At 42.9% G+C, this 17,725-nt stretch carries 21 protein-coding genes; 6 read left to right on the top strand and 15 right to left on the bottom strand.

Going from position 1 to position 17,725, the window contains the following annotated elements; translation table 11 throughout:
• Positions 1–470, top strand: a 470-nt coding sequence (locus BN3456_RS06495; protein WP_141654503.1) for a transposase, incomplete at its 5' end; no start/stop codon positions are given.
• 257 nt (positions 471–727) lie between these two features.
• On the opposite strand, the gene trmD is transcribed toward BN3456_RS06495, so the two are convergent.
• The 7 genes from trmD to BN3456_RS06530 form a co-directional block, all read right to left on the bottom strand.
• Complete coding sequence (trmD, locus tag BN3456_RS06500; RefSeq protein ID WP_089983332.1) at positions 728–1,411, bottom strand: tRNA (guanosine(37)-N1)-methyltransferase TrmD; 684 nt, start codon at positions 1,409–1,411, stop codon at positions 728–730.
• A 16-nt stretch (positions 1,412–1,427) separates the two neighbouring features.
• Positions 1,428–1,934, bottom strand: coding sequence for a ribosome maturation factor RimM (rimM, locus tag BN3456_RS06505; protein ID WP_089983333.1), 507 nt, complete (start codon positions 1,932–1,934; stop codon positions 1,428–1,430).
• Positions 1,935–2,017: 83 nt separating this feature from the next.
• A complete protein-coding gene (locus tag BN3456_RS06510; RefSeq protein WP_089983334.1) occupies positions 2,018–2,248 on the bottom strand; it encodes a KH domain-containing protein in 231 nt (76 codons plus the stop codon).
• Positions 2,249–2,272: 24 nt separating this feature from the next.
• Entirely contained in the window at positions 2,273–2,518 is a 246-nt protein-coding gene (rpsP, locus tag BN3456_RS06515; RefSeq protein WP_089983335.1) for a 30S ribosomal protein S16, read from the bottom strand.
• A gap of 82 nt (positions 2,519–2,600) precedes the next feature.
• The gene (gene ffh, locus BN3456_RS06520; RefSeq protein WP_089983336.1) at positions 2,601–3,959 is read right to left on the bottom strand and encodes a signal recognition particle protein; all 1,359 of its coding nucleotides are present in this window, start codon (positions 3,957–3,959) and stop codon (positions 2,601–2,603) included.
• A gap of 1 nt (position 3,960) precedes the next feature.
• Entirely contained in the window at positions 3,961–4,311 is a 351-nt protein-coding gene (gene ylxM / locus BN3456_RS06525; RefSeq protein ID WP_089983420.1) for a YlxM family DNA-binding protein, read from the bottom strand.
• A 151-nt stretch (positions 4,312–4,462) separates the two neighbouring features.
• Positions 4,463–5,377: a S8 family peptidase gene (locus BN3456_RS06530; protein ID WP_089983337.1), complete on the bottom strand. Its 915-nt coding sequence runs from the start codon at positions 5,375–5,377 to the stop codon at positions 4,463–4,465.
• 134 nt (positions 5,378–5,511) lie between these two features.
• Here BN3456_RS06530 and BN3456_RS06535 point away from each other — a divergent pair, with 134 nt between their 5' ends.
• Entirely contained in the window at positions 5,512–5,739 is a 228-nt protein-coding gene (locus tag BN3456_RS06535; RefSeq protein ID WP_089983338.1) for a chorion class high-cysteine HCB protein 13, read from the top strand.
• 150 nt (positions 5,740–5,889) lie between these two features.
• Here BN3456_RS06535 and BN3456_RS15865 read toward each other — a convergent pair whose 3' ends face one another.
• Complete coding sequence (locus BN3456_RS15865) at positions 5,890–6,033, bottom strand: hypothetical protein (protein ID WP_176699123.1); 144 nt, start codon at positions 6,031–6,033, stop codon at positions 5,890–5,892.
• A 192-nt stretch (positions 6,034–6,225) separates the two neighbouring features.
• Here BN3456_RS15865 and BN3456_RS06540 point away from each other — a divergent pair, with 192 nt between their 5' ends.
• Together BN3456_RS06540 and BN3456_RS06545 are read left to right on the top strand one after the other, a co-directional pair.
• On the top strand, positions 6,226–6,810 hold the full coding sequence (locus BN3456_RS06540; RefSeq protein WP_176699124.1) for a hypothetical protein: 585 nt from the start codon (positions 6,226–6,228) through the stop codon (positions 6,808–6,810).
• A complete protein-coding gene (locus BN3456_RS06545; protein WP_089983339.1) occupies positions 6,719–7,000 on the top strand; it encodes a hypothetical protein in 282 nt (93 codons plus the stop codon). The genes BN3456_RS06540 and BN3456_RS06545 overlap by 92 nt, the downstream gene beginning before the upstream one ends.
• Here the strand turns inward: BN3456_RS06545 and BN3456_RS06550 are convergent.
• Positions 6,997–7,470 (bottom strand): acyl-CoA thioesterase, encoded by a 474-nt coding sequence (locus BN3456_RS06550; RefSeq protein WP_089983340.1) that lies wholly within the window; start codon positions 7,468–7,470, stop codon positions 6,997–6,999. The two genes, BN3456_RS06545 and BN3456_RS06550, sit on opposite strands and share 4 nt — an antisense overlap.
• Positions 7,471–7,684: 214 nt before the next feature.
• Between BN3456_RS06550 and truA the strand changes: the two genes are divergently transcribed.
• Together truA and BN3456_RS06560 are read left to right on the top strand one after the other, a co-directional pair.
• Entirely contained in the window at positions 7,685–8,419 is a 735-nt protein-coding gene (gene truA, locus BN3456_RS06555) for a tRNA pseudouridine(38-40) synthase TruA (RefSeq protein ID WP_089983341.1), read from the top strand.
• A 63-nt stretch (positions 8,420–8,482) separates the two neighbouring features.
• Positions 8,483–9,397: a putative ABC transporter permease gene (locus BN3456_RS06560; protein ID WP_089983342.1), complete on the top strand. Its 915-nt coding sequence runs from the start codon at positions 8,483–8,485 to the stop codon at positions 9,395–9,397.
• 23 nt (positions 9,398–9,420) lie between these two features.
• On the opposite strand, the gene BN3456_RS06565 is transcribed toward BN3456_RS06560, so the two are convergent.
• The 6 genes from BN3456_RS06565 to BN3456_RS06590 form a co-directional block, all read right to left on the bottom strand.
• Positions 9,421–10,449, bottom strand: a complete 1,029-nt coding sequence (locus BN3456_RS06565; protein ID WP_089983343.1) for a LacI family DNA-binding transcriptional regulator — start codon at positions 10,447–10,449, stop codon at positions 9,421–9,423.
• A complete protein-coding gene (malQ, locus tag BN3456_RS06570; protein WP_089983344.1) occupies positions 10,436–11,980 on the bottom strand; it encodes a 4-alpha-glucanotransferase in 1,545 nt (514 codons plus the stop codon). The genes BN3456_RS06565 and malQ overlap by 14 nt, the downstream gene beginning before the upstream one ends.
• A 36-nt stretch (positions 11,981–12,016) precedes the next feature.
• Positions 12,017–12,889: a carbohydrate ABC transporter permease gene (locus BN3456_RS06575; protein WP_089983345.1), complete on the bottom strand. Its 873-nt coding sequence runs from the start codon at positions 12,887–12,889 to the stop codon at positions 12,017–12,019.
• Positions 12,889–13,731, bottom strand: a complete 843-nt coding sequence (locus BN3456_RS06580; RefSeq protein WP_089983346.1) for a carbohydrate ABC transporter permease — start codon at positions 13,729–13,731, stop codon at positions 12,889–12,891. The genes BN3456_RS06575 and BN3456_RS06580 overlap by 1 nt, the downstream gene beginning before the upstream one ends.
• Before the next feature lie 77 nt (positions 13,732–13,808).
• Positions 13,809–15,146: an ABC transporter substrate-binding protein gene (locus tag BN3456_RS06585; protein WP_089983347.1), complete on the bottom strand. Its 1,338-nt coding sequence runs from the start codon at positions 15,144–15,146 to the stop codon at positions 13,809–13,811.
• Between the two features lie 203 nt (positions 15,147–15,349).
• Complete coding sequence (locus BN3456_RS06590; RefSeq protein ID WP_089983348.1) at positions 15,350–17,602, bottom strand: glycogen/starch/alpha-glucan phosphorylase; 2,253 nt, start codon at positions 17,600–17,602, stop codon at positions 15,350–15,352.
• Between the last annotated feature and the right edge of the window lie 123 nt (positions 17,603–17,725).

Here is a 17,725-nt window from a genome sequence, read left to right on the forward strand (position 1 = left end):
AATTTCGAATTGTCCGTATCCTTCTTGATAACGGAACCTATATTTGTATTGCAACCAATCTTTCTGAGCAAGATTTTCCTTTAGAAGAAATCAAAAAACTTTATCGAATGAGATGGAGCGAGGAAACAAGTTTTCGAGAGCTTAAATATACGATTGGTCTGATCAACTGGCACAGCAGTAAGTATGATGGAATCCTTCAGGAAATCAACGCACGCATGATATTATACAATTTCTGTGAGCTGGTAACAGCTCATGCAGTGGTAAAAACAAGGGATAATACCAAACACACTTATAAAATAAATTTCGCCACCGCAGTCAATATATGCAGAGCATATTTAAAACATGGCAGTGACGAAACAGAGACCATGCTTCTCATACAAAAGCACCTGACACCAGTCAGAGGCAACCGTAAATATCCTATCAACCTCCGTCCAAAGAGAAATAGGGATTTCATGTATCGAGCCGCTTAAATCTCGTCACTATTATACTTCTATTTTAGGCAGGTTGACAATCTGTCTTTTTGGTATACGCAAAATTATTTTTTGTAATTCAGAGTCTGTTCTTTTTGTTCAAAATTCAAAAATATTCGTGCGGGCTTTCTTAACTAAACAGTGTTTCAATGATTTACAGTATATGATATACTGCTTTCATCTAGAAAAGGCTTAACTAAATGACATTGAATATAAGATATGTTGTAAAACAATTCTGAAAACGGTGCCCAAAAGGGTCAGTCCCCTTTTAGTAAATCTGGGCGCCGTTCTTTTGTTCTCAGAAGAGACTGCTCCCGACGCCATTTTTCTATATTTGCATGGTGTCCGGAGAGCAGTACTTCTGGGACTTTTTTCCCATGCCACTCTTCCGGACGGGAATACTGGGGATATTCCAGCAGGTTGTCCTGAAAGGATTCAAATTCGGCTGACACGTCATTGTGGAGTACACCCGGCACAAGGCGGGATATTGTATCTACCATGACCATAGCGGGGAGTTCTCCGCCGGTCAATACATAATCTCCTATAGAAACATAGTCAGTTACAATCTCCTCAAGCACGCGCTCATCAACGCCCTCATAATGTCCGCAGAGAAGAATCAAATCCTCTTCCTGTGCCAGTTCTTCTGCCATTTGTTGGGTGAATGTCTGCCCCTGGGGTGACAGGTATATCACTCTGGCTCTGTTCTCCAGTTTTTCTGCAACTGACTCATAGGAAAGGTAAACCGGTTCAGCCTGCATCAGCATACCAGCTCCACCCCCGTAAGGGTAATCATCCACACTTTGATGCTTATTGAATGCATAATCACGGATATTTACAGCTTCAATAGACAACAGGCCGCTGCTGATGGCACGTCCTATAATACTCGTGTTCAATCCGTTCATTACCATATCAGGAAATAGTGTTAAAATATGAAAATTCATGCCTCTTTTGCCCTTTCTAGGAAATCAGACCCTCCAACAGGTGTACCTTCATCACCTGCTCTTCTATATTAATATCAAGAATGCACTGTCGTATGGCGGGGATCAGTACCTCACCGTACTTATCCGAATCCACCACATAAACCTCATTGGCACCGGTCTCAAGTACATCCTTTAAAACACCCAGTTTTTCCTCTTCGGTAAACACCTGCATGCCTATTAAATCAGCAATATAATATTCACCCTTTTCCAGACTGACTGCATTTTCTCTGTCTACAAAAAGACCTTTTCCTTTATATTTCTCTATATCATTTATATTATCAATTCCCTTGAATTTTAAGATAACAAACTGTTTGAAAAACTTTACATTCTCTATGTCCAGAGGAATCTGTTCTTTTCCCGTATTCAAAATGATTTTCTTTAGTCTTTTAAATCTAAGTGCATCATCCGTAGTGGGAAATACTTTGACCTCCCCACGGATTCCGTGGGTAGAGGAAATAACCCCTACTTGTAAAAACTGTTCCATCTTTTTCCTCCGCAAACAATAAATATATAAAAGAAAAGGGCAGACCCTTTATGCAGCTGCATAAAGGCTGTCCCTTTGTCCTGCTATTGCACAATGTCAACAACAACTCTTTTATCTTCCTTGGCAGCCGCCGCTTTTACTACAGAGCGGATTGCCTTTGCAATACGGCCCTGTTTTCCAATAACCTTGCCCATATCGCTGTCGGCCACACGTACTTCAATCACAGTGGTCTTGCCGTCCTGTCTCTCAGAAACGACAACGCTGTCAGGATCGTCAACTAATGCTTTCGCAATTACTTCAACTAATTCTTTCATCTAAGCCACCTCCACAAAAACAGCTTATTTCTCAACCCCTGCTGCTTTTAAGATTTTACCTACTACTTCTGTAGGCTGAGCTCCGTTGTTTAACCACTTCTTTGCGGCTTCCTCATCAACCTTAATTACGCTTGGCTCCATGTTCGGATCATAAGTTCCAATTTCTTCGATAAATTTACCGTCTCTTGGAGATCTGGAATCTGCAACTACGATTCTATAGAAAGGAGCTTTCTTCTGTCCCATTCTCTTTAATCTGATTTTTACTGCCATCTTTTTCACCTCATCTTTTCTTTTTTATTTATATTGTAGTTCCTTTCGCTAAGCTCGAAAAAACCTTGCTAAGTACTACCGGTCAAAAAGGAAGTTTAAACTTACCTTTCTTACCACCTCTGCCACCCATCATGCCCGGAAGCTTCTTCATCATCTTCCTGGCTTCGTTAAATTGTTTTACCATGCGGTTCACTTCAGAGATATCCACTCCTGCACCTCTTGCAATACGGTGCTTTCTTGATGGATTGAGTAAATCCGGATTGCTGCGTTCTTCCAACGTCATAGACTGAATCATAGCTTCCATCCGTGACATTTTCTTCTCATTTTCTTCAGAATCGAAGTCAGGCATCTTACCACCGCCTATGCCGCCTAACCCCGGCATCATGTTCATCACACTTGACAGACCGCCCATCTTCTTCATCTGGCTCATACTCTCCAGATAATCTTCGAAGTCGAACTGGGCTTTTTTCATCTTCTCTGTCATCTTTTTAGCTTTTTTTTCGTCCAGCTCTTCCCCTGCCTTTTCAATCAGGGTCAGAACATCCCCCATTCCAAGAATACGGGAAGCCATTCTGTCGGGATAAAACTGTTCCAGATCAGAGAGCTTTTCTCCCATACCGACATAAAGCACCGGTCTTCCTGTCACGGCTTTAATTGACAATGCAGCGCCGCCCCGGGTATCACCGTCAAGCTTTGTAATAATTACTCCATCAATACCTATCTTCTCATGAAAACTTCCTGCAACATTAACTGCATCCTGCCCGGTCATTGCATCCACTACCAATATGGTCTGATGCACCGTAACCGCTTCTTTGATTTCCTGAAGCTCTGCCATCATGTCTTCATCAATATGAAGACGGCCGGCTGTATCTAATATAACAATGTTGTTGCCGTTCTTCACAGCATGCTCATATGCTGCCTTTGCGATATCCGCAGGTTTGTTCTTATCTCCCATGGAAAATACTTCCACACCCTGCTTCTCTCCATTAATCTGCAATTGCTTTATCGCTGCAGGCCTGTATACATCACATGCAACAAGCAGTGGTTTCTTTCCCCTGAGCTTAAACTTTCCGGCAAGCTTTGCGGTCGTCGTTGTCTTTCCGGCACCCTGAAGACCGGCCATCATAATAACAGTAACAGCACTTCCGGGCTGTAATGTAATCTCGGTAGTCTCTGAACCCATCAATCTGACCAGTTCTTCATTTACAATCTTGATTACCATCTGCCCCGGGTTCAGGCCATTCATTACATCCTGACCAACCGCGCGTTCCTGTACATCTTTTATAAAGCCCTTAACTACCTTGAAGTTGACATCCGCCTCAAGCAATGCCATCTTTACTTCCTTGAGTGCCGCCTTTACGTCATCCTCCGTTAGCCGCCCTTTACTGCGGAGATTTTTAAATACATTCTGAAGTTTTTCACTTAAGCTGTCAAATGCCATTCTACAACTCCTCTATTATTGTATGAGAAATCCGTCTGATTTCCCCGACCATTTCGATAATGTCTGTACCTTGCTTCTCATAAGCGTCCAGTACCTCATTAATCTCCTGCACTTTCTCTTTCACAGAAAGGAACTTCTCCACAAGATGGAGCTTCGCCTCGTATCCTTCCAGAATCTTCTGGCAGCGTCTTATCAAATCATGTACACCCTGCCTGCTGATTCCTTCCTCCTGGGCAATTTCGCTTAAAGATAAATCCTCCAGCATAAACTGCTCATAAATCTCCTTTTGGTGATCTGTGAGAAGTTCACCATAAAAATCATATAATAATGTATGTTCTAAAATCTCATTCACATTTATCACCTCAGCTATTATACTAAAAAAAGGAGCGGGTGTCAAGTATTTTTTCTTGACAGCCGTTCCTTTAAAGAATAATGTAACAAAATTATATCGATTTTTTATTTGAATTTGAATCATAACAAAATTTGCGTGGGAAGATCAAAGATCAGGGAGAAAGAAGTTTTCCCACATTGAGCAAGCCCCAGCCCTGACTAGCGTACATTGTCCTGACACAGGAACTTCTCAGTTTCAGTTTCACCTCCACATTATCCATGTCCGGATATTTTGAGAGCAGACAGGCAATAGCACCGGATACAATGGGCGTTGACATAGATGTGCCGCTTTTCATAATATAAGGCTTTTGCCAACGGTTCGTGTAGTCACCATTGCAGCTCATAATATTTGTCCCCGGCACCAGTACATCAGGCTTCACGACGCAGTCCCCGGTAGGACCGTTTCCCGAAAAATTCCATTCTCTTCCGGCACTTCTGTTGCTCACAGCTGTACCCCGCTCCGCCAGAGCCCCTACTGTAATAACTTTTCTGCTTGTTCCCGGAACAGCTACCGTCCCCACCCCGGGTCCGTAGTTTCCCGCTGACACTACAACGACCAGTCCTGCATCCCATAGTTTTTCCACAGCATCTGTCAGCCGGTTTTCCTGTCTTTTCTCTACTCCAGGCTGAGTCCCCACAGAAATGTTTACGATCCGCACCCCTGTTTTTTTGTGCACATTCAGCAGCCAGTCAATTCCTTCAACCACCGTGTTCACAGATCCGTTCCCCTTATTGTCCAGCACTTTGCCCATCAGAATTTCCGCCCTGGGTGCCATGCCTGCATACACACCGTCCGACAGTTTCCCACTGCCTGCCAGGATGCCTGACACATGGGTTCCGTGTTTTCCGTCATCGTATATGTCTTCTTTATAATTTATAAAATCCCGAAAGCCTATAATTCTTCTATCAAAATCAGGATGAAGAGTAATGCCTGTATCTAATACAGCTATACAAACACCCTGCCCCATATATCGATTAGATATGATGTCTCCGCACCAATAACCTACTGTCTGTTTTACCCATTTCATATAATTACCTTTTTTACTATAGTATTCATGGAAACGGGTTTTGCTTACTTTAAAATTTTTTCTAAAATCTTATCACACTTTTCCTCCTAACACATATTATGAACTGTAATCAAACATAATATGGAGGATTTAACATGAGTGAATTAAGTGCTACAAATTGCGGATGCGACAATAGTTGTGGGGGATACGGGAATAATGGTATGTCTTCGTGCCTTTGGATTATTGTTTTGCTGTGCTGCTGTGGAGGCGGATTCGGTAATAGCGGCGGCGGCTGCGGTAATAACGGCTTTGGTAATGACAATTGTCTCTGGATTATTGTTCTGCTGTGCTGCTGCGGCGGATTCGGTAGTGGCGGATGCTAATTGTCGGTGGACTCGAAGAACTTCTGAGTGCAATAAAATCGTAATAATATCCCGGTGCAGCGAGCTGTACCGGGTATATTTTTGAAACTAAACCAGTCCTCTGATTCGACCGCATATCCGGCCAGAGCCTGGCAAGCCAGACTCTCTGCCTTATTCCGGCTGATTCCGATTCTCTTCCTTATTGTTTTCTTTCTTTTTCTTCTCTTCCTCGCTGTGGTCCATTCGTTTCCTCAACATACATTCCTCATCTATCTCATATACTGCATTTCCTTCAATAATCAGCTTTCTTCTCATTTTATATCACCATTGCCTTTCTTATCCTTACTATATTATATGATACCAGGGTCAAAAAGGCATGTGGGAACACAAAGTGCTTAGCAATCCGCAGGTATCATATATCTAGGATCCCCGATTTTAGCTTTACCAATCTTCATAATTTCATCTTTTGAATCATATATATTTACAACGTTATTAATAGGAGTGCCTATGGAAAAGAAGCCGTCCAAACCAATGATACCCTTTGATGAACTGGTGAATCCTCCCATGCTTCAGATGCTGAAACTTTTCCTTCCTTACACTCCTGCTTCTAACCAAAAATTTTTAGGTATATTTGCCAAATTTCTGGAGTTTAAGGAGACCATATCCTTTTTTCAGGGATCAAATTATGATTTACAGGCACAGAGCCGGAATGAAAATCAGTCTTCCTCCCCGCTGGAAATGTTAACGGAACTAAAACCATATCTTCCTCCCCGGGAAGCAGAGATGATAGAAACACTTTTGAATATGATGAATATGATGGAAGTGATGCGCACATTTACAGATAACCCGGAGACTGCCTCCTCCGGAGAAGGCAATCCCATGGATATGGCAATGGGCATGCTCACCCCCGAACAGCAGGATATGTTTCAGATGTACAATAGTATGTTTTCCACTGAAGGGGATTCCAATAAAGAAGATTTGAAGGAAGGAGATGATGTAAATGAACGAATGGATGAACAATCCGGCGATGAAGGATCTGGATCCCGTCAAGCTTCAGCTGATTCAGATGGCAGCTTCACAGACCAACGGTAAGTCCGGCAGAGATCTTGCTCCTGTTTTGCTGGCACTTATATCAAACGCCAACCAGAAAGGAGTCCGTTTTTCCGAAGATGAAATATCCTTAATACTGGAAATCTTAAAAGAGGGTAAGCCGAAAGAAGAGAAGGCACAGATTGATCAGACAATCAATATGGTCCGCTCACTTATAAAGAAGAAGGCTTAAAAGCCTTCTTCCTTCCGCCTCATGCGCATTTCTTTTCTCTTTTCCGCAGCTTCCCACTCCGCTCTTTCTTCCTCTGACTCCAGAATCAACCGTGGAACCCGTCTTGGTTTATCATTTTCATCTATGGCAACCATACTGAAATAGGCTCTGTTGATTGGTCTTCGCATTCCATCTATGCTCTCTACGTAAGTATCTACCCTGACTTCCATAGATGTATTCCCCACATAAGTCATTTTACCAATAATGACAATCACATCTCTTTGATAGGCCCCGTGTATAAATCTAAGGTTGTCCACAGATGCCGTTATAACATTGGTTCTCGTATGACGCTTTGCCACCAATCCTGCCACCTCGTCTAACCATTGCATTAAAGTCCCGCCGAACAGGCGCCCTGCCCCATTCAAATGATTGGGGCGCACCATATGCACCGTCTCCACTCTTGAATCGGAAACCTTTCTCTCCTCTGTCACTTTTAACAACTCCATTCTGCGTTAGTATTTTTTTTATTATAATATGATACCACAAAGTGCGTAGCAATCTGTAGGTATCAAGGGTCAAAATACCCTTTGACCCTTACATCATAATATTAATCACATTAAGAAAGCAACTATTGAATTCATCTTTCTCTTATTGTAAGATAAATATCGGTAACTGTTCAGATTACATACAAAGGAGAATACCTTTATGCACAACATTAAATTGACTCTGGAATACGATGGCTCCCGCTATCAGGGCTGGCAGCGCCTTGGCAAGGACGAGTCTGTAAATACTGTATCTAATAAGCTGCTGCAAGTCATTCATAAGATGACTGCTGAGGAGGTCGAATTGTTCTGCGGAGCCAGGACAGAGGTAGGAGTCCATGCCCATGGTCAGGTTGTAAACTTTAAGACTACATCGGATATGAAACCTTATGAAATTCAGCACTACCTGAATCGGTATCTTCCTATGGACATTGCTGTCCTATCGGCAGAAGAAGTACCCCTGCGATTCCATGCGGCGTTAAATGCCAGGTCAATTACCTATGTATATCATATCGCCACAGGCACAGTACCCAGTGTGTTTGGCCGCAAATATACTTACTATGCCTTTCGGACACCTGATATTTCGGTTATGCGGCAGGCTGTACTTTCCTTGGTGGGAAAGCATGATTTTAAAAATTTTTCCACTGTAAAAAAGAATAAATCCACTGAAAAGGAACTTTATGATATTATAATCTGCGGTGACTCTGAGGGCATACAGATTACACTGAAAGCAAAAGATTTTCTCCATAATATGGCACGCGTGATTATCGGCACCCTGCTGGACATTGGATTGGGAAAACGCAAAAAAGAATGCATTGAGGCAATCTTGGCCGGAAATGATTCTCCCAGCGTCCCCTGCGATCCCAAAGGTCTGTTTTTGGAGAAAATTGAATACTAACATACTGACAAAATTCCTTGCATTTGCACATTGATGTACGAGGAACGAGAGAGGATAACTTCAATGCATATTTATTACATTTTGCTTTATTTTTATATATATAGTTTTTTAGGGTGGTGTACAGAAGTCAGCTATGCCGCAGTTGTAAATCACAAGTTTGTAAACCGTGGATTTCTAAATGGTCCTGCCTGCCCTATTTACGGTGTAGGAATCACTGTCGTTGTCGCACTGCTGGAGCCTTATAAAGAAAATTTAATACTTCTGTATGTATCTTCTGTCGTGGTAGTCACACTTCTGGAAGGCGTCACAGGCTGGGCCATGGATAAAATTTTTCACAATAAATGGTGGGATTATTCAGATAAGCCGCTCAACATCGGGGGGTATGTCTGCCTCTCTTTCTCACTTATGTGGGGAGTTGCCTGTGTAATCGTCATGGATTTCGTCCACCCCTTGCTGCATACACTGCTCACCTTCATTCCACAGGTTCTTGGCATTGTGCTCCTTTCCGTGCTTGGCGTTATCTTGCTTATAGACCTCTGTGTAACTTCCTCCGCAATATTTAAATTCAACAAGAGATTGTCCAGTATGGAAAAAATTGCCGGGGAGCTGCACGAGATTTCCGACCAGATTGGGGAGGATATCTACGAAAAAGTAGTCTTCGCCATGGAAAAGAGCGAGGTGCCCCGGCAAAAGCTGGATAGAGCCGCCTTAGAACTGCGCGAAAGGACACAGGGAACTGCTGCCGAATTGCGTGAGCGGACACAGGAAACTGTCGCCGAATGGTCTGGAAAGAGACAGGAGGTATCTGAAGAAATCAGCAGCCGTATCACAGAATTAAAATCCCGCTATCAGGAATTAGGGAATAAAACACCACGAATCAGCCGCCGTCTTGTAAAAGCATTTCCAAAAATGGAATCCAGAAAACATAAGCATCAGTTAGAAGAATTCAGGAAAAAATTCAATGAAAAGCGTAAATAAAAAAGGGGTGTCCCCCCTTTTTTCTATATTTCCCATGTTGATTCTCTCACAAGGAGTTCTCCGGGAAGTACTACCTTTTTGTGCTGCCCGTTCTTCCGGATAATATTAAACAGCAAATCAATGGTTACCTTCGCCATCTCTTCCACTGGCTGACGGATTGTCGTCAGGGAAGGGGTGTAATAGGTCCCAATTTCCAGGCCGTCGAAGCCTGCCACCGAACAGTCCCGCGGTATCACAGCTTTCGTCTCCGTAATAGCACGGCAGGCTCCGATGGCCAGGCTGTCCGCGATGGCATACACCGCTGTAAACCTGTCCTTTTTTTTCAGAAGCTTTTTCATCAACCGGTAACCCGTCTCCATAGAATAGCTGTCCTCTTTCCTGTTCATGTGAAGAATAATACTATCGTCAGGCCGGATGTTATTGTCCTCCAGGGCCTTCAGATATCCTTCAAACCTGAGTTTCCCAACACTTTCATCTTCTTTTCCGGCTGCTATAATAGCAATCTTTCTGTGGCCTGCTTTGCATAAATAGTCTGTCATTTTATAGCTCTCGGCAAAATCATCTACCGACACTGAGGACCACAGCGGTGCTTTTCCTTCTTCTTCATTTACAATGTCGGAAGTGCTGAGCACAAAAGGCACATCCAGCTGGGAAAAGCTTTCACTGGAGTGGGTAATGATTCCTCCTAAAAAAATAATTCCTTTTAACTTCTTCTCCTTCACAAGCTGAATGGCCACATCCAGCTCATTTTCATTTTCTTCTACACGCTGGAGTATAAAAGAATACTTCTTCCTCTGGGTCTCCTGCTCAATAATGCCGATCATATCATTAAAAAAAGGATTTGTAATGCCTTTTACCAGAGCTGCAATCGCCTTTGCATCCGAACGTTTCAGATTCCTGGCGCTGTTATTTGGGAAGTAGTTGTGCTCCTTGATAACCCGCATAATCATCTCTTTCGTCTCCGGATTGATATCCGGATGATTATTGATGGCACGGGACACGGTACTGACTCCAACACCGCATATCTTTGCAATATCTTTAATTGTTTCCATACTGATTCCTGCCTTTACAGTGTAATGTAAACCTGCTCTCTTTGCCAGTCTGTGCCCGGCCATAAAGCCGGGTTATCCAACCTATTTCTTTTACAAGGTTATCACTAATTTCGTTTTTTTTCAACCGCCACACCCAATTATTACCTAGCGTGGAGGGTGTATTGATTCTGGCATCGCTGTCCCTGCAAAGATAATCCTGTATAGGAATTACACAGAGCTCGGCAACGCTGCCCATGGCCATAGCTATGAAATCCCATGCCAGATTATTTTCATCTAGTGCATTTTTATGCAGGTATTCCTTGGCAAAGTCACGGCATTTTCTATCTGCATTATGGTACCACCCCCGTGTCGTGTCATTATCATGCGTCCCTGTGTAGACAACACAGTTGGGGGTATAAGTATAAGGGAGATAATTGGATGATTCCCTTGAGTCGAAAGCAAACTGTATAACTTTCATTCCTGGGAAACCGGTCTCCTCCAGCAGCTTCAATACGCTGTCTGTGAGAAACCCCAGATCCTCTGCGATAATATTAAGCTTGCCCAACCTGTTCTCCATAGCTTTAAAAAAATCTATTCCCGGTCCCGGCATCCATTTTCCGTTCACTGCTGTCTCTTCCTTGTAGGGCACAGCATAGTACTCGTCAAAGCCTCGGAAATGGTCAATCCGAACCATGTCATACAGCTTCAGGCAATGATCTACCCGTCTCATCCACCACTCATACCCTGTCTTTTTGTGGTATTCCCAGTCATAGAGGGGATTCCCCCACAACTGTCCCAGCTTGGAAAAACCATCCGGCGGAACCCCCGCAACTGCAGCAGGGTTATTTTGCTCATCAAACAGAAACAGCTCCGGGTTCGCCCACGTGTCTGCGCTGTCAAAAGCCACATAAATTGGAATGTCTCCGATAATCTGTACTCCATTTTCATTGGCATAGGTGTGAAGTTTTGTCCACTGCCTGTCAAACTCATACTGTTGAAAACGGTAAAAATCAATTTCATCTGCCAGTTCTTCTTCTGCCTTTTTAAGAGCATCTGGATGCCGGTCTCGGTAAGGTGCCTCCCACTCTTTCCAGCTTACTCCTTTATGGTTGTTTTTCAGTGCCATAAACAGACAGTATTCGTCCAGCCATTCTCGGCTTCTTTCTAGAAATTTCCGGTAGTCTCGAGTTTCCTTAGGATTAAACCGTCTGTATGCCTGCCACAGCACCTTAAATCTTGACAAATACAGTTTCCCGTAATCTATCCTGTCTTCTTCTGTTCCAAAATCATAAGATATACACTCTTTTTTTGTCAAAAGTCCATCTTGAATCAATGTTTCCAGATCTATGAAATATGGATTTCCCGCAAATGTGGAGAAAGACTGGTAGGGAGAATCTCCGTACCCTGTCGGCCCCAGCGGAAGAATCTGCCACTTGCTTTGTCCCGCAGCCTTTAACTGATCTACAAATTCATAAGCCTCTTTTGAAAAGCATCCTATCCCATATTCCGAAGCCAGCGAAAAAACCGGCAGTAATATTCCACTTTCCCGCATCAAAGTTCCCCCTTTCTTTCCGTACGTTCACAGCACCTAGCCTTTTACCGCTCCCGCTGCCACACCTTTGATAATATACTTCTGGCAGGACAGATAGAATATAATAATCGGCAGGATTGCCAGAACAAGCATTCCCATCATGGCTCCCATATCCACAGAACCATAGCCGCCCCGCAGATACTGCACAGCAATGGGGATAGTCTGATAATCGCTTCCCATCACAAGCACAGGAAGCAGATAATCATTCCATATCCACATGGCATTCAAGATTGCAACTGTAATGGCTGTGGGTTTCAGTACCGGAAGCACCACGCTAAAAAATGTCTGTAAAGGCGTACAGCCGTCAATCATAGCAGCCTCTTCCAGAGAAATAGGAATGGACTTGACGAAACCGGAGAACATGAACACCGAGAGTCCCGAGCCAAATCCCACATATACCAAAATAATACCCGCCGGGTTCCCCAGATTTAATGTATCTGTCACCTTGGATAAAGTAAACATTACCATCTGAAACGGCACAATCATGGCAAATACAAATGAATAGTACAAAACTGATGACAGCCTGCCTTTTACACGAGTCAGCCACCACGCTGTCATAGCCGTCAAAAGTACAACCAGGGCAACAGCAAATACCGTAATAAAGATAGAATATCCTGCCGCCTTAATCAGACCTGTTTTCGCCACTCCGTCTATATAATTGCTCATTCCGACAAAGGTTTGGCTGTCAGGCAGTGAAAAGGGGCTGTCACTGATATAGAGCTTACTTTTAAAGGAGTTTATAAATACCAGAACAATCGGAAAAATAAACACCAGAGCTAAAATGGAGAATATAACGGTCATTATGATTCCGGTCTCTTTTGAGACTTCCATTGTTCGAACTTTTTTTTGCTTTGTTTTCTTAACAGCCATTAATTCTCCACCTCCTTATTCCGTGTGAAGTAAAGTTGTGACAGTGCCAGAACACCTACAATAATAAAGAAGATAACTGCCTTTGCCTGTCCTACACCTTCCCACCCGTTTCTATTGTAGAAAGTGGTGAAAATGTCAAGAGCCATCAGAGCGGTCTTCTTGGATGGTGCACCCGCAGTCAGTGCAAGGTTCTGGTCAAAGAGCTTAAACGAATTAGTCAGTGTCAGGAACAGGCATATTGTAACAGAAGACATCAGCATTGGAATTGTCACTTTAAACAGTGCCTGCATCCTGGTCGCACCATCAATTTTGGCAGCCTCCACCAGTTCTGTAGGGATATTTTGAATACCCGCAATGTAGATAATCATCATATACCCGATCTGCTGCCAGTTCATAAGAATCACCAGCCCCCAGAAACCATATTTCGGATCCGTGGTAATCGTGGCCCCAAATCCGGAGAGTACTCCGTTAATCATCAGCTGCCAGATATATCCCAGTACAATTCCGCCGATTAAATTCGGCATAAAGAATGTAGTGCGGAACAAGTTCGTCCCCTTAATTCCTCGCGTCAGGGCATAGGCAAATATAAAAGCAATTACATTAATACTGATAACGGATACAACGGTAAACTTTACCGTAAATCCAAGCGCATTAAGAAAATCTTTATTGGAAAATGCCTTCACATAATTATCCAGTCCGACCCATCTTGCATTTGTCACTGTTGTGAACTTACAAAATGATAATCCGATACCGAATACAAATGGAATTACAAAAAACAATATAAACGCAATCAGTGTTGGGAGTACGAATATCCAAAAGTATTTTTTATATGTTTTCTGCATAATGTTCCTCCTTTCTTACAGTTAGTGCAGTAAGGGTGAGCCAGATCAGAATTTCTGCGCTCACCCTTAGTTTATTTTTATTCGGCCGTTGCCTCTTTTTCTGTCTTCCAGTCTGCAATGCAATCGGAAACTACTGCTTTCCATTCCTTACTTCCAGAAGCATATTCCAGAAGGGACGCACCCAGATTATCCTTGAATGTCTGGCTGGGGAATGTCTGGAAATCCCAGGAAACACTTGTTAGATCTTTATTTTCCATGTAGCGGATAACTTCCTGTGCCAGTGGGTCTGTAGGTTTCTCATCGTCTTCAAATGTGTTGAACGGTGTGATAAATCCGAGTTCATTGGTAACTTTGTCTTTTCCCTCATCGGTTCCGAACAGCCACTGGAGGAACTCGAGAGATGCTTTCTGATCAGCCTTCGAAGCCTCGCTGTTAATGCAGAAATAGTTCTCTCCGCCTACGCACAGACCTTGTTTTTCCTCACCGTCCACACCTGTGTAAATGGGCAGATATTTTACTTTGTCTTCTTTTACTGTATTGCCGTCAACTCCATTGATGTCTCCCCATGCCCAGTTGCCGTTTTGTACCATGGCAGATTTTCCCAGAGCAAATTCTGCCATAGAATCAGCCACTGTCTTAGAACCTAACATAGAAGGCTCTGTAACAGAATTATGCAAATACAAGTCAAAAGTGTTCTTAAACTCTTTGTTATATTTAAATGTAATCTCATCTTCATCCGAAACGTCTGCATCCTTATATTCGTAATAAATTGGAAGATTCATCAGATGTGTCTGCCATCTCCAGTCTTCTCCAGGCGAAAATGAGGTGGAGGAAAATACACCGCCTATGCCCAGCTGGTCTTTCTTTGCTGTCATGTCCTCAACAACCTCTTTCAATATCTCAAAGTTGTTGATATCGTCCATAGATTTCACTTTTGCGCCGTCCAGTGCAAAGTACTTGTCCATTATCTCCTGATTATAAATAATGCCGTAACCCTCCACTGCATAAGGAACAGCAAATACTCCGCCGTCCTCGCCTTCAATTGCCATGCTCTTGTCATTGAGCCAGGAATACAAATCTGAATCGGACAAATCTGCACAGTAGTCTTTCCAGTTCTGATACCCAACTGGTCCGTTAACCTGGAAAATTGTAGGTGCATCCTTCTTGGCAATCTCTGATTTTAGCGTCTGCTCATAAGTTCCCGATGCCGCAGTCTGAACCTTTACTTTTACACCTGTTTCTTTGGTATACTCCTTAGCGATAGCCTCCCACTGCTCCGCCTGCTCTGGTTTAAAACTCAGATAATAAACTGTACCTTGATCTGATGAATCGGACTTGTTGCTTTTGCATCCGACACTAAGGCCTGCAACCATCGTAACTGCCAAAGCAGCAGCTAAAAATTTCTTCATCTTCATAGCTCACTTCTCCTCTCCTCTAATTACCTTAAATAGTTTCGCCGGGTTTGGGAACGGTCTCGGTAACGTTTCCAAACCATATTTTTAATATACACCTGCTGTGCAGCAATTGCAATCGTTTATTGGTACTTTGTTAAACATCACGATTTTTCATGCGTTTTATTGTGCACATTGTACAAGTGTATTTTTTGCCCCTGATATTTTTATAATTTCCAAATGTCCCGATTATATTCTTCTATTGTTCTATCAGAAGAAAAATAACCGGATTTTGCAATGTTTACCAGCATTTTCTTTGCCCATCCTTCTCTGTTCTCATAAACCTTCAGGGCCTTCTCTTTTGTCTTTGCATATGTCTCGAAATCCAGCAAGGACATAAACCAGTCTTTGTTCAAAAGTTCCTGCTTCAGCCTGTTTAGACTTTCTTTATCTCCGACTGCAAGCATTTTGTCACTGGTAATGAAGTCTACCGCCTCTCTGATATCCTCATCTCTATTATAGAAATCCCTGGAAACATAATCCTTATTTTCATAATGCCGGATAACCTCATCGCTAGAAGCACCAAATATAAAAATATTATCGTCTCCTGCCAGGCGATGAATCTCCACATTTGCTCCGTCTTCGGTCCCCAGAGTAACTGCGCCGTTTAACATAAACTTCATATTGCCTGTTCCGCTGGCTTCCTTGGAGGCCAGGGAAATCTGTTCAGAGATATCACATGCAGGTATTAGTTTTTCTGCCATGGTTACATTATAGTTTTCCACCATTACAACCTGAAGATAGGGGTTTACCTCTGGATCCTGGTTAATGACTTCCTGCAGGCACAGTATCAGGTGGATAATATCTTTTGCGATCACATAAGCAGGCGCGGCCTTTGCCCCAAATATCACCGTTACAGGAATGTCTGGGACTCTTCCCGCCTTAATCTCCAAATATTTGTGGATCACATACAGCGCATTCATCTGCTGCCGTTTGTACTCGTGGAGACGTTTTGCCTGGATATCAAATATGGAGTCCGGGTTCAATTCCACTCCTTGCATTTCCTTAAGGTATTGGCAGAGTTCCTTTTTATTTTCCCTTTTGATTTTCAGCAGACGCTCCAGTACAGCCTTATCTTCCTTGAAGTTCATGAGTTGTTCCAACTTGCTGGAATCCAGATGATATTCTGTGCCCAGTACATCATCCAATAGTCCGGTCAGCAGAGGGTTACAGTGTAACAGCCAGCGGCGGAATGTAATTCCATTTGTCTTGTTATTAAATTTTTCAGGGTATATTTTATAAAAATGGTTCAGTTCATTTTTTTTGAGTATTTCACTGTGCAGCGATGCCACACCATTCACACTAAAACCATAATGAATATCTATATGCGCCATGTGGACTGTATCGGCTGCATCTATAATATAGACTTTCTCATCCGCATATTTTCTCCTTACCTTGTCATCGAGTACTTCTATAATCGGAACCAGTTGAGGAACCACTCTTTTGAAATATTCAACAGGCCATTTTTCCAGTGCTTCCGCTAAAATAGTATGGTTCGTGTATGCACAGGTGCGGGACACCACATCAATGGCATCATCCATCTCCATTCCCCGTTTTGTCAGCAGGCGGATCAGCTCCGGGATCACCATAGTCGGATGGGTATCATTAATCTGAATCACAGCATAGTCGGGCAGGTCATAAAGATTAGAGCCCCTGGCCGTACATTCATCAAGAATCAGCCTTGCGCCATTGCTTACCATAAAATATTGCTGATAGATTCGAAGCAGCCTTCCGTCCTCGTCGCTGTCATCAGGATATAAAAATAAAGTCAGGTTTTTTGCAATGTCTTCTTTGTCGAAAGTGATTCCATCTCCTACAATCCCCTCATTCACTGTCTCTACATCAAACAAATGAAGTTTATTGGTGATGTTGTTATAGCCGGTGACTTCGATATCGTACATCCTTGAGTTCAGGGTCATCCCTTTAAATGTAACGGGATAGGTCACTTCTGTTCTGATAAGCCAGCTTTTTTCCTCCATCCAGGGGTTGGGAACCTCCTTCTGACATCTGTTTTCAAATTCCTGTTTAAAAAGGCCCAGATGGTAATTTAAACCAATCCCATCTCCATTGAGTCCAAGAGTAGCCGCAGAATCCAAAAAGCAGGCTGCCAGGCGTCCAAGTCCGCCGTTTCCCAGTGAAGGCTCCGGCTCCGCCTCCTCAATCTCACAGATGTCCTTGCCGTTCTCCGCAAGCAAATCTCTTACTTCATCATATAGCCCCAAGTTAATCATATTATTGGACAAAAGTTTCCCAATCAGAAATTCAGCCGAAATATAGTACAGCTTCTTTTTACCGCCGCCTCTCTCTTTTTCTCCGGCCATTTCCTGTACAATTTCTAAAAGTGAATAGTAAATCTCCTTATCTGATGCGCCGGCAATTTCTTTTCCCAGTTTTTGCTGCAACTTTTCTTTTATGTCCATATCTTTACTCCTTTCTCCTATCTACCTGTAAAATAGTGTAGTACGATTTCTTTCTCTTTTCTTGCAAGATAGTCTTATGTTATAGTACAATACTATCATTACCAAAAGAAGACAGGGGAAACC

This window comes from Clostridium sp. C105KSO13, from assembly GCF_001517425.1.
GTDB lineage: Bacteria > Bacillota > Clostridia > Lachnospirales > Lachnospiraceae > Muricomes.

Excerpts from the sequence above, each read along its gene's own strand:
- malQ (WP_089983344.1), bottom strand. The coding sequence starts at position 11,980 with ATGCGGGAAAGTGGAATATTACTGCCGGTTTTTTCGCTGGCTTCGGAA.
- ffh (WP_089983336.1), bottom strand. The coding sequence starts at position 3,959 with ATGGCATTTGACAGCTTAAGTGAAAAACTTCAGAATGTATTTAAAAAT.
- BN3456_RS06565 (WP_089983343.1), bottom strand. The coding sequence starts at position 10,449 with ATGGAAACAATTAAAGATATTGCAAAGATATGCGGTGTTGGAGTCAGT.
- BN3456_RS06560 (WP_089983342.1), top strand. The coding sequence starts at position 8,483 with ATGCATATTTATTACATTTTGCTTTATTTTTATATATATAGTTTTTTA.
- BN3456_RS06510 (WP_089983334.1), bottom strand. The coding sequence starts at position 2,248 with ATGAAAGAATTAGTTGAAGTAATTGCGAAAGCATTAGTTGACGATCCT.
- BN3456_RS06580 (WP_089983346.1), bottom strand. The coding sequence starts at position 13,731 with ATGCAGAAAACATATAAAAAATACTTTTGGATATTCGTACTCCCAACA.
- trmD (WP_089983332.1), bottom strand. The coding sequence starts at position 1,411 with ATGAATTTTCATATTTTAACACTATTTCCTGATATGGTAATGAACGGA.
- BN3456_RS06540 (WP_176699124.1), top strand. The coding sequence starts at position 6,226 with ATGGAAAAGAAGCCGTCCAAACCAATGATACCCTTTGATGAACTGGTG.
- BN3456_RS06590 (WP_089983348.1), bottom strand. The coding sequence starts at position 17,602 with ATGGACATAAAAGAAAAGTTGCAGCAAAAACTGGGAAAAGAAATTGCC.
- BN3456_RS06530 (WP_089983337.1), bottom strand. The coding sequence starts at position 5,377 with ATGAAATGGGTAAAACAGACAGTAGGTTATTGGTGCGGAGACATCATA.
- BN3456_RS06585 (WP_089983347.1), bottom strand. The coding sequence starts at position 15,146 with ATGAAGATGAAGAAATTTTTAGCTGCTGCTTTGGCAGTTACGATGGTT.
- BN3456_RS06575 (WP_089983345.1), bottom strand. The coding sequence starts at position 12,889 with ATGGCTGTTAAGAAAACAAAGCAAAAAAAAGTTCGAACAATGGAAGTC.
- BN3456_RS06545 (WP_089983339.1), top strand. The coding sequence starts at position 6,719 with ATGAACGAATGGATGAACAATCCGGCGATGAAGGATCTGGATCCCGTC.
- rimM (WP_089983333.1), bottom strand. The coding sequence starts at position 1,934 with ATGGAACAGTTTTTACAAGTAGGGGTTATTTCCTCTACCCACGGAATC.
- rpsP (WP_089983335.1), bottom strand. The coding sequence starts at position 2,518 with ATGGCAGTAAAAATCAGATTAAAGAGAATGGGACAGAAGAAAGCTCCT.
- truA (WP_089983341.1), top strand. The coding sequence starts at position 7,685 with ATGCACAACATTAAATTGACTCTGGAATACGATGGCTCCCGCTATCAG.
- BN3456_RS15865 (WP_176699123.1), bottom strand. The coding sequence starts at position 6,033 with ATGAGAAGAAAGCTGATTATTGAAGGAAATGCAGTATATGAGATAGAT.
- BN3456_RS06535 (WP_089983338.1), top strand. The coding sequence starts at position 5,512 with ATGAGTGAATTAAGTGCTACAAATTGCGGATGCGACAATAGTTGTGGG.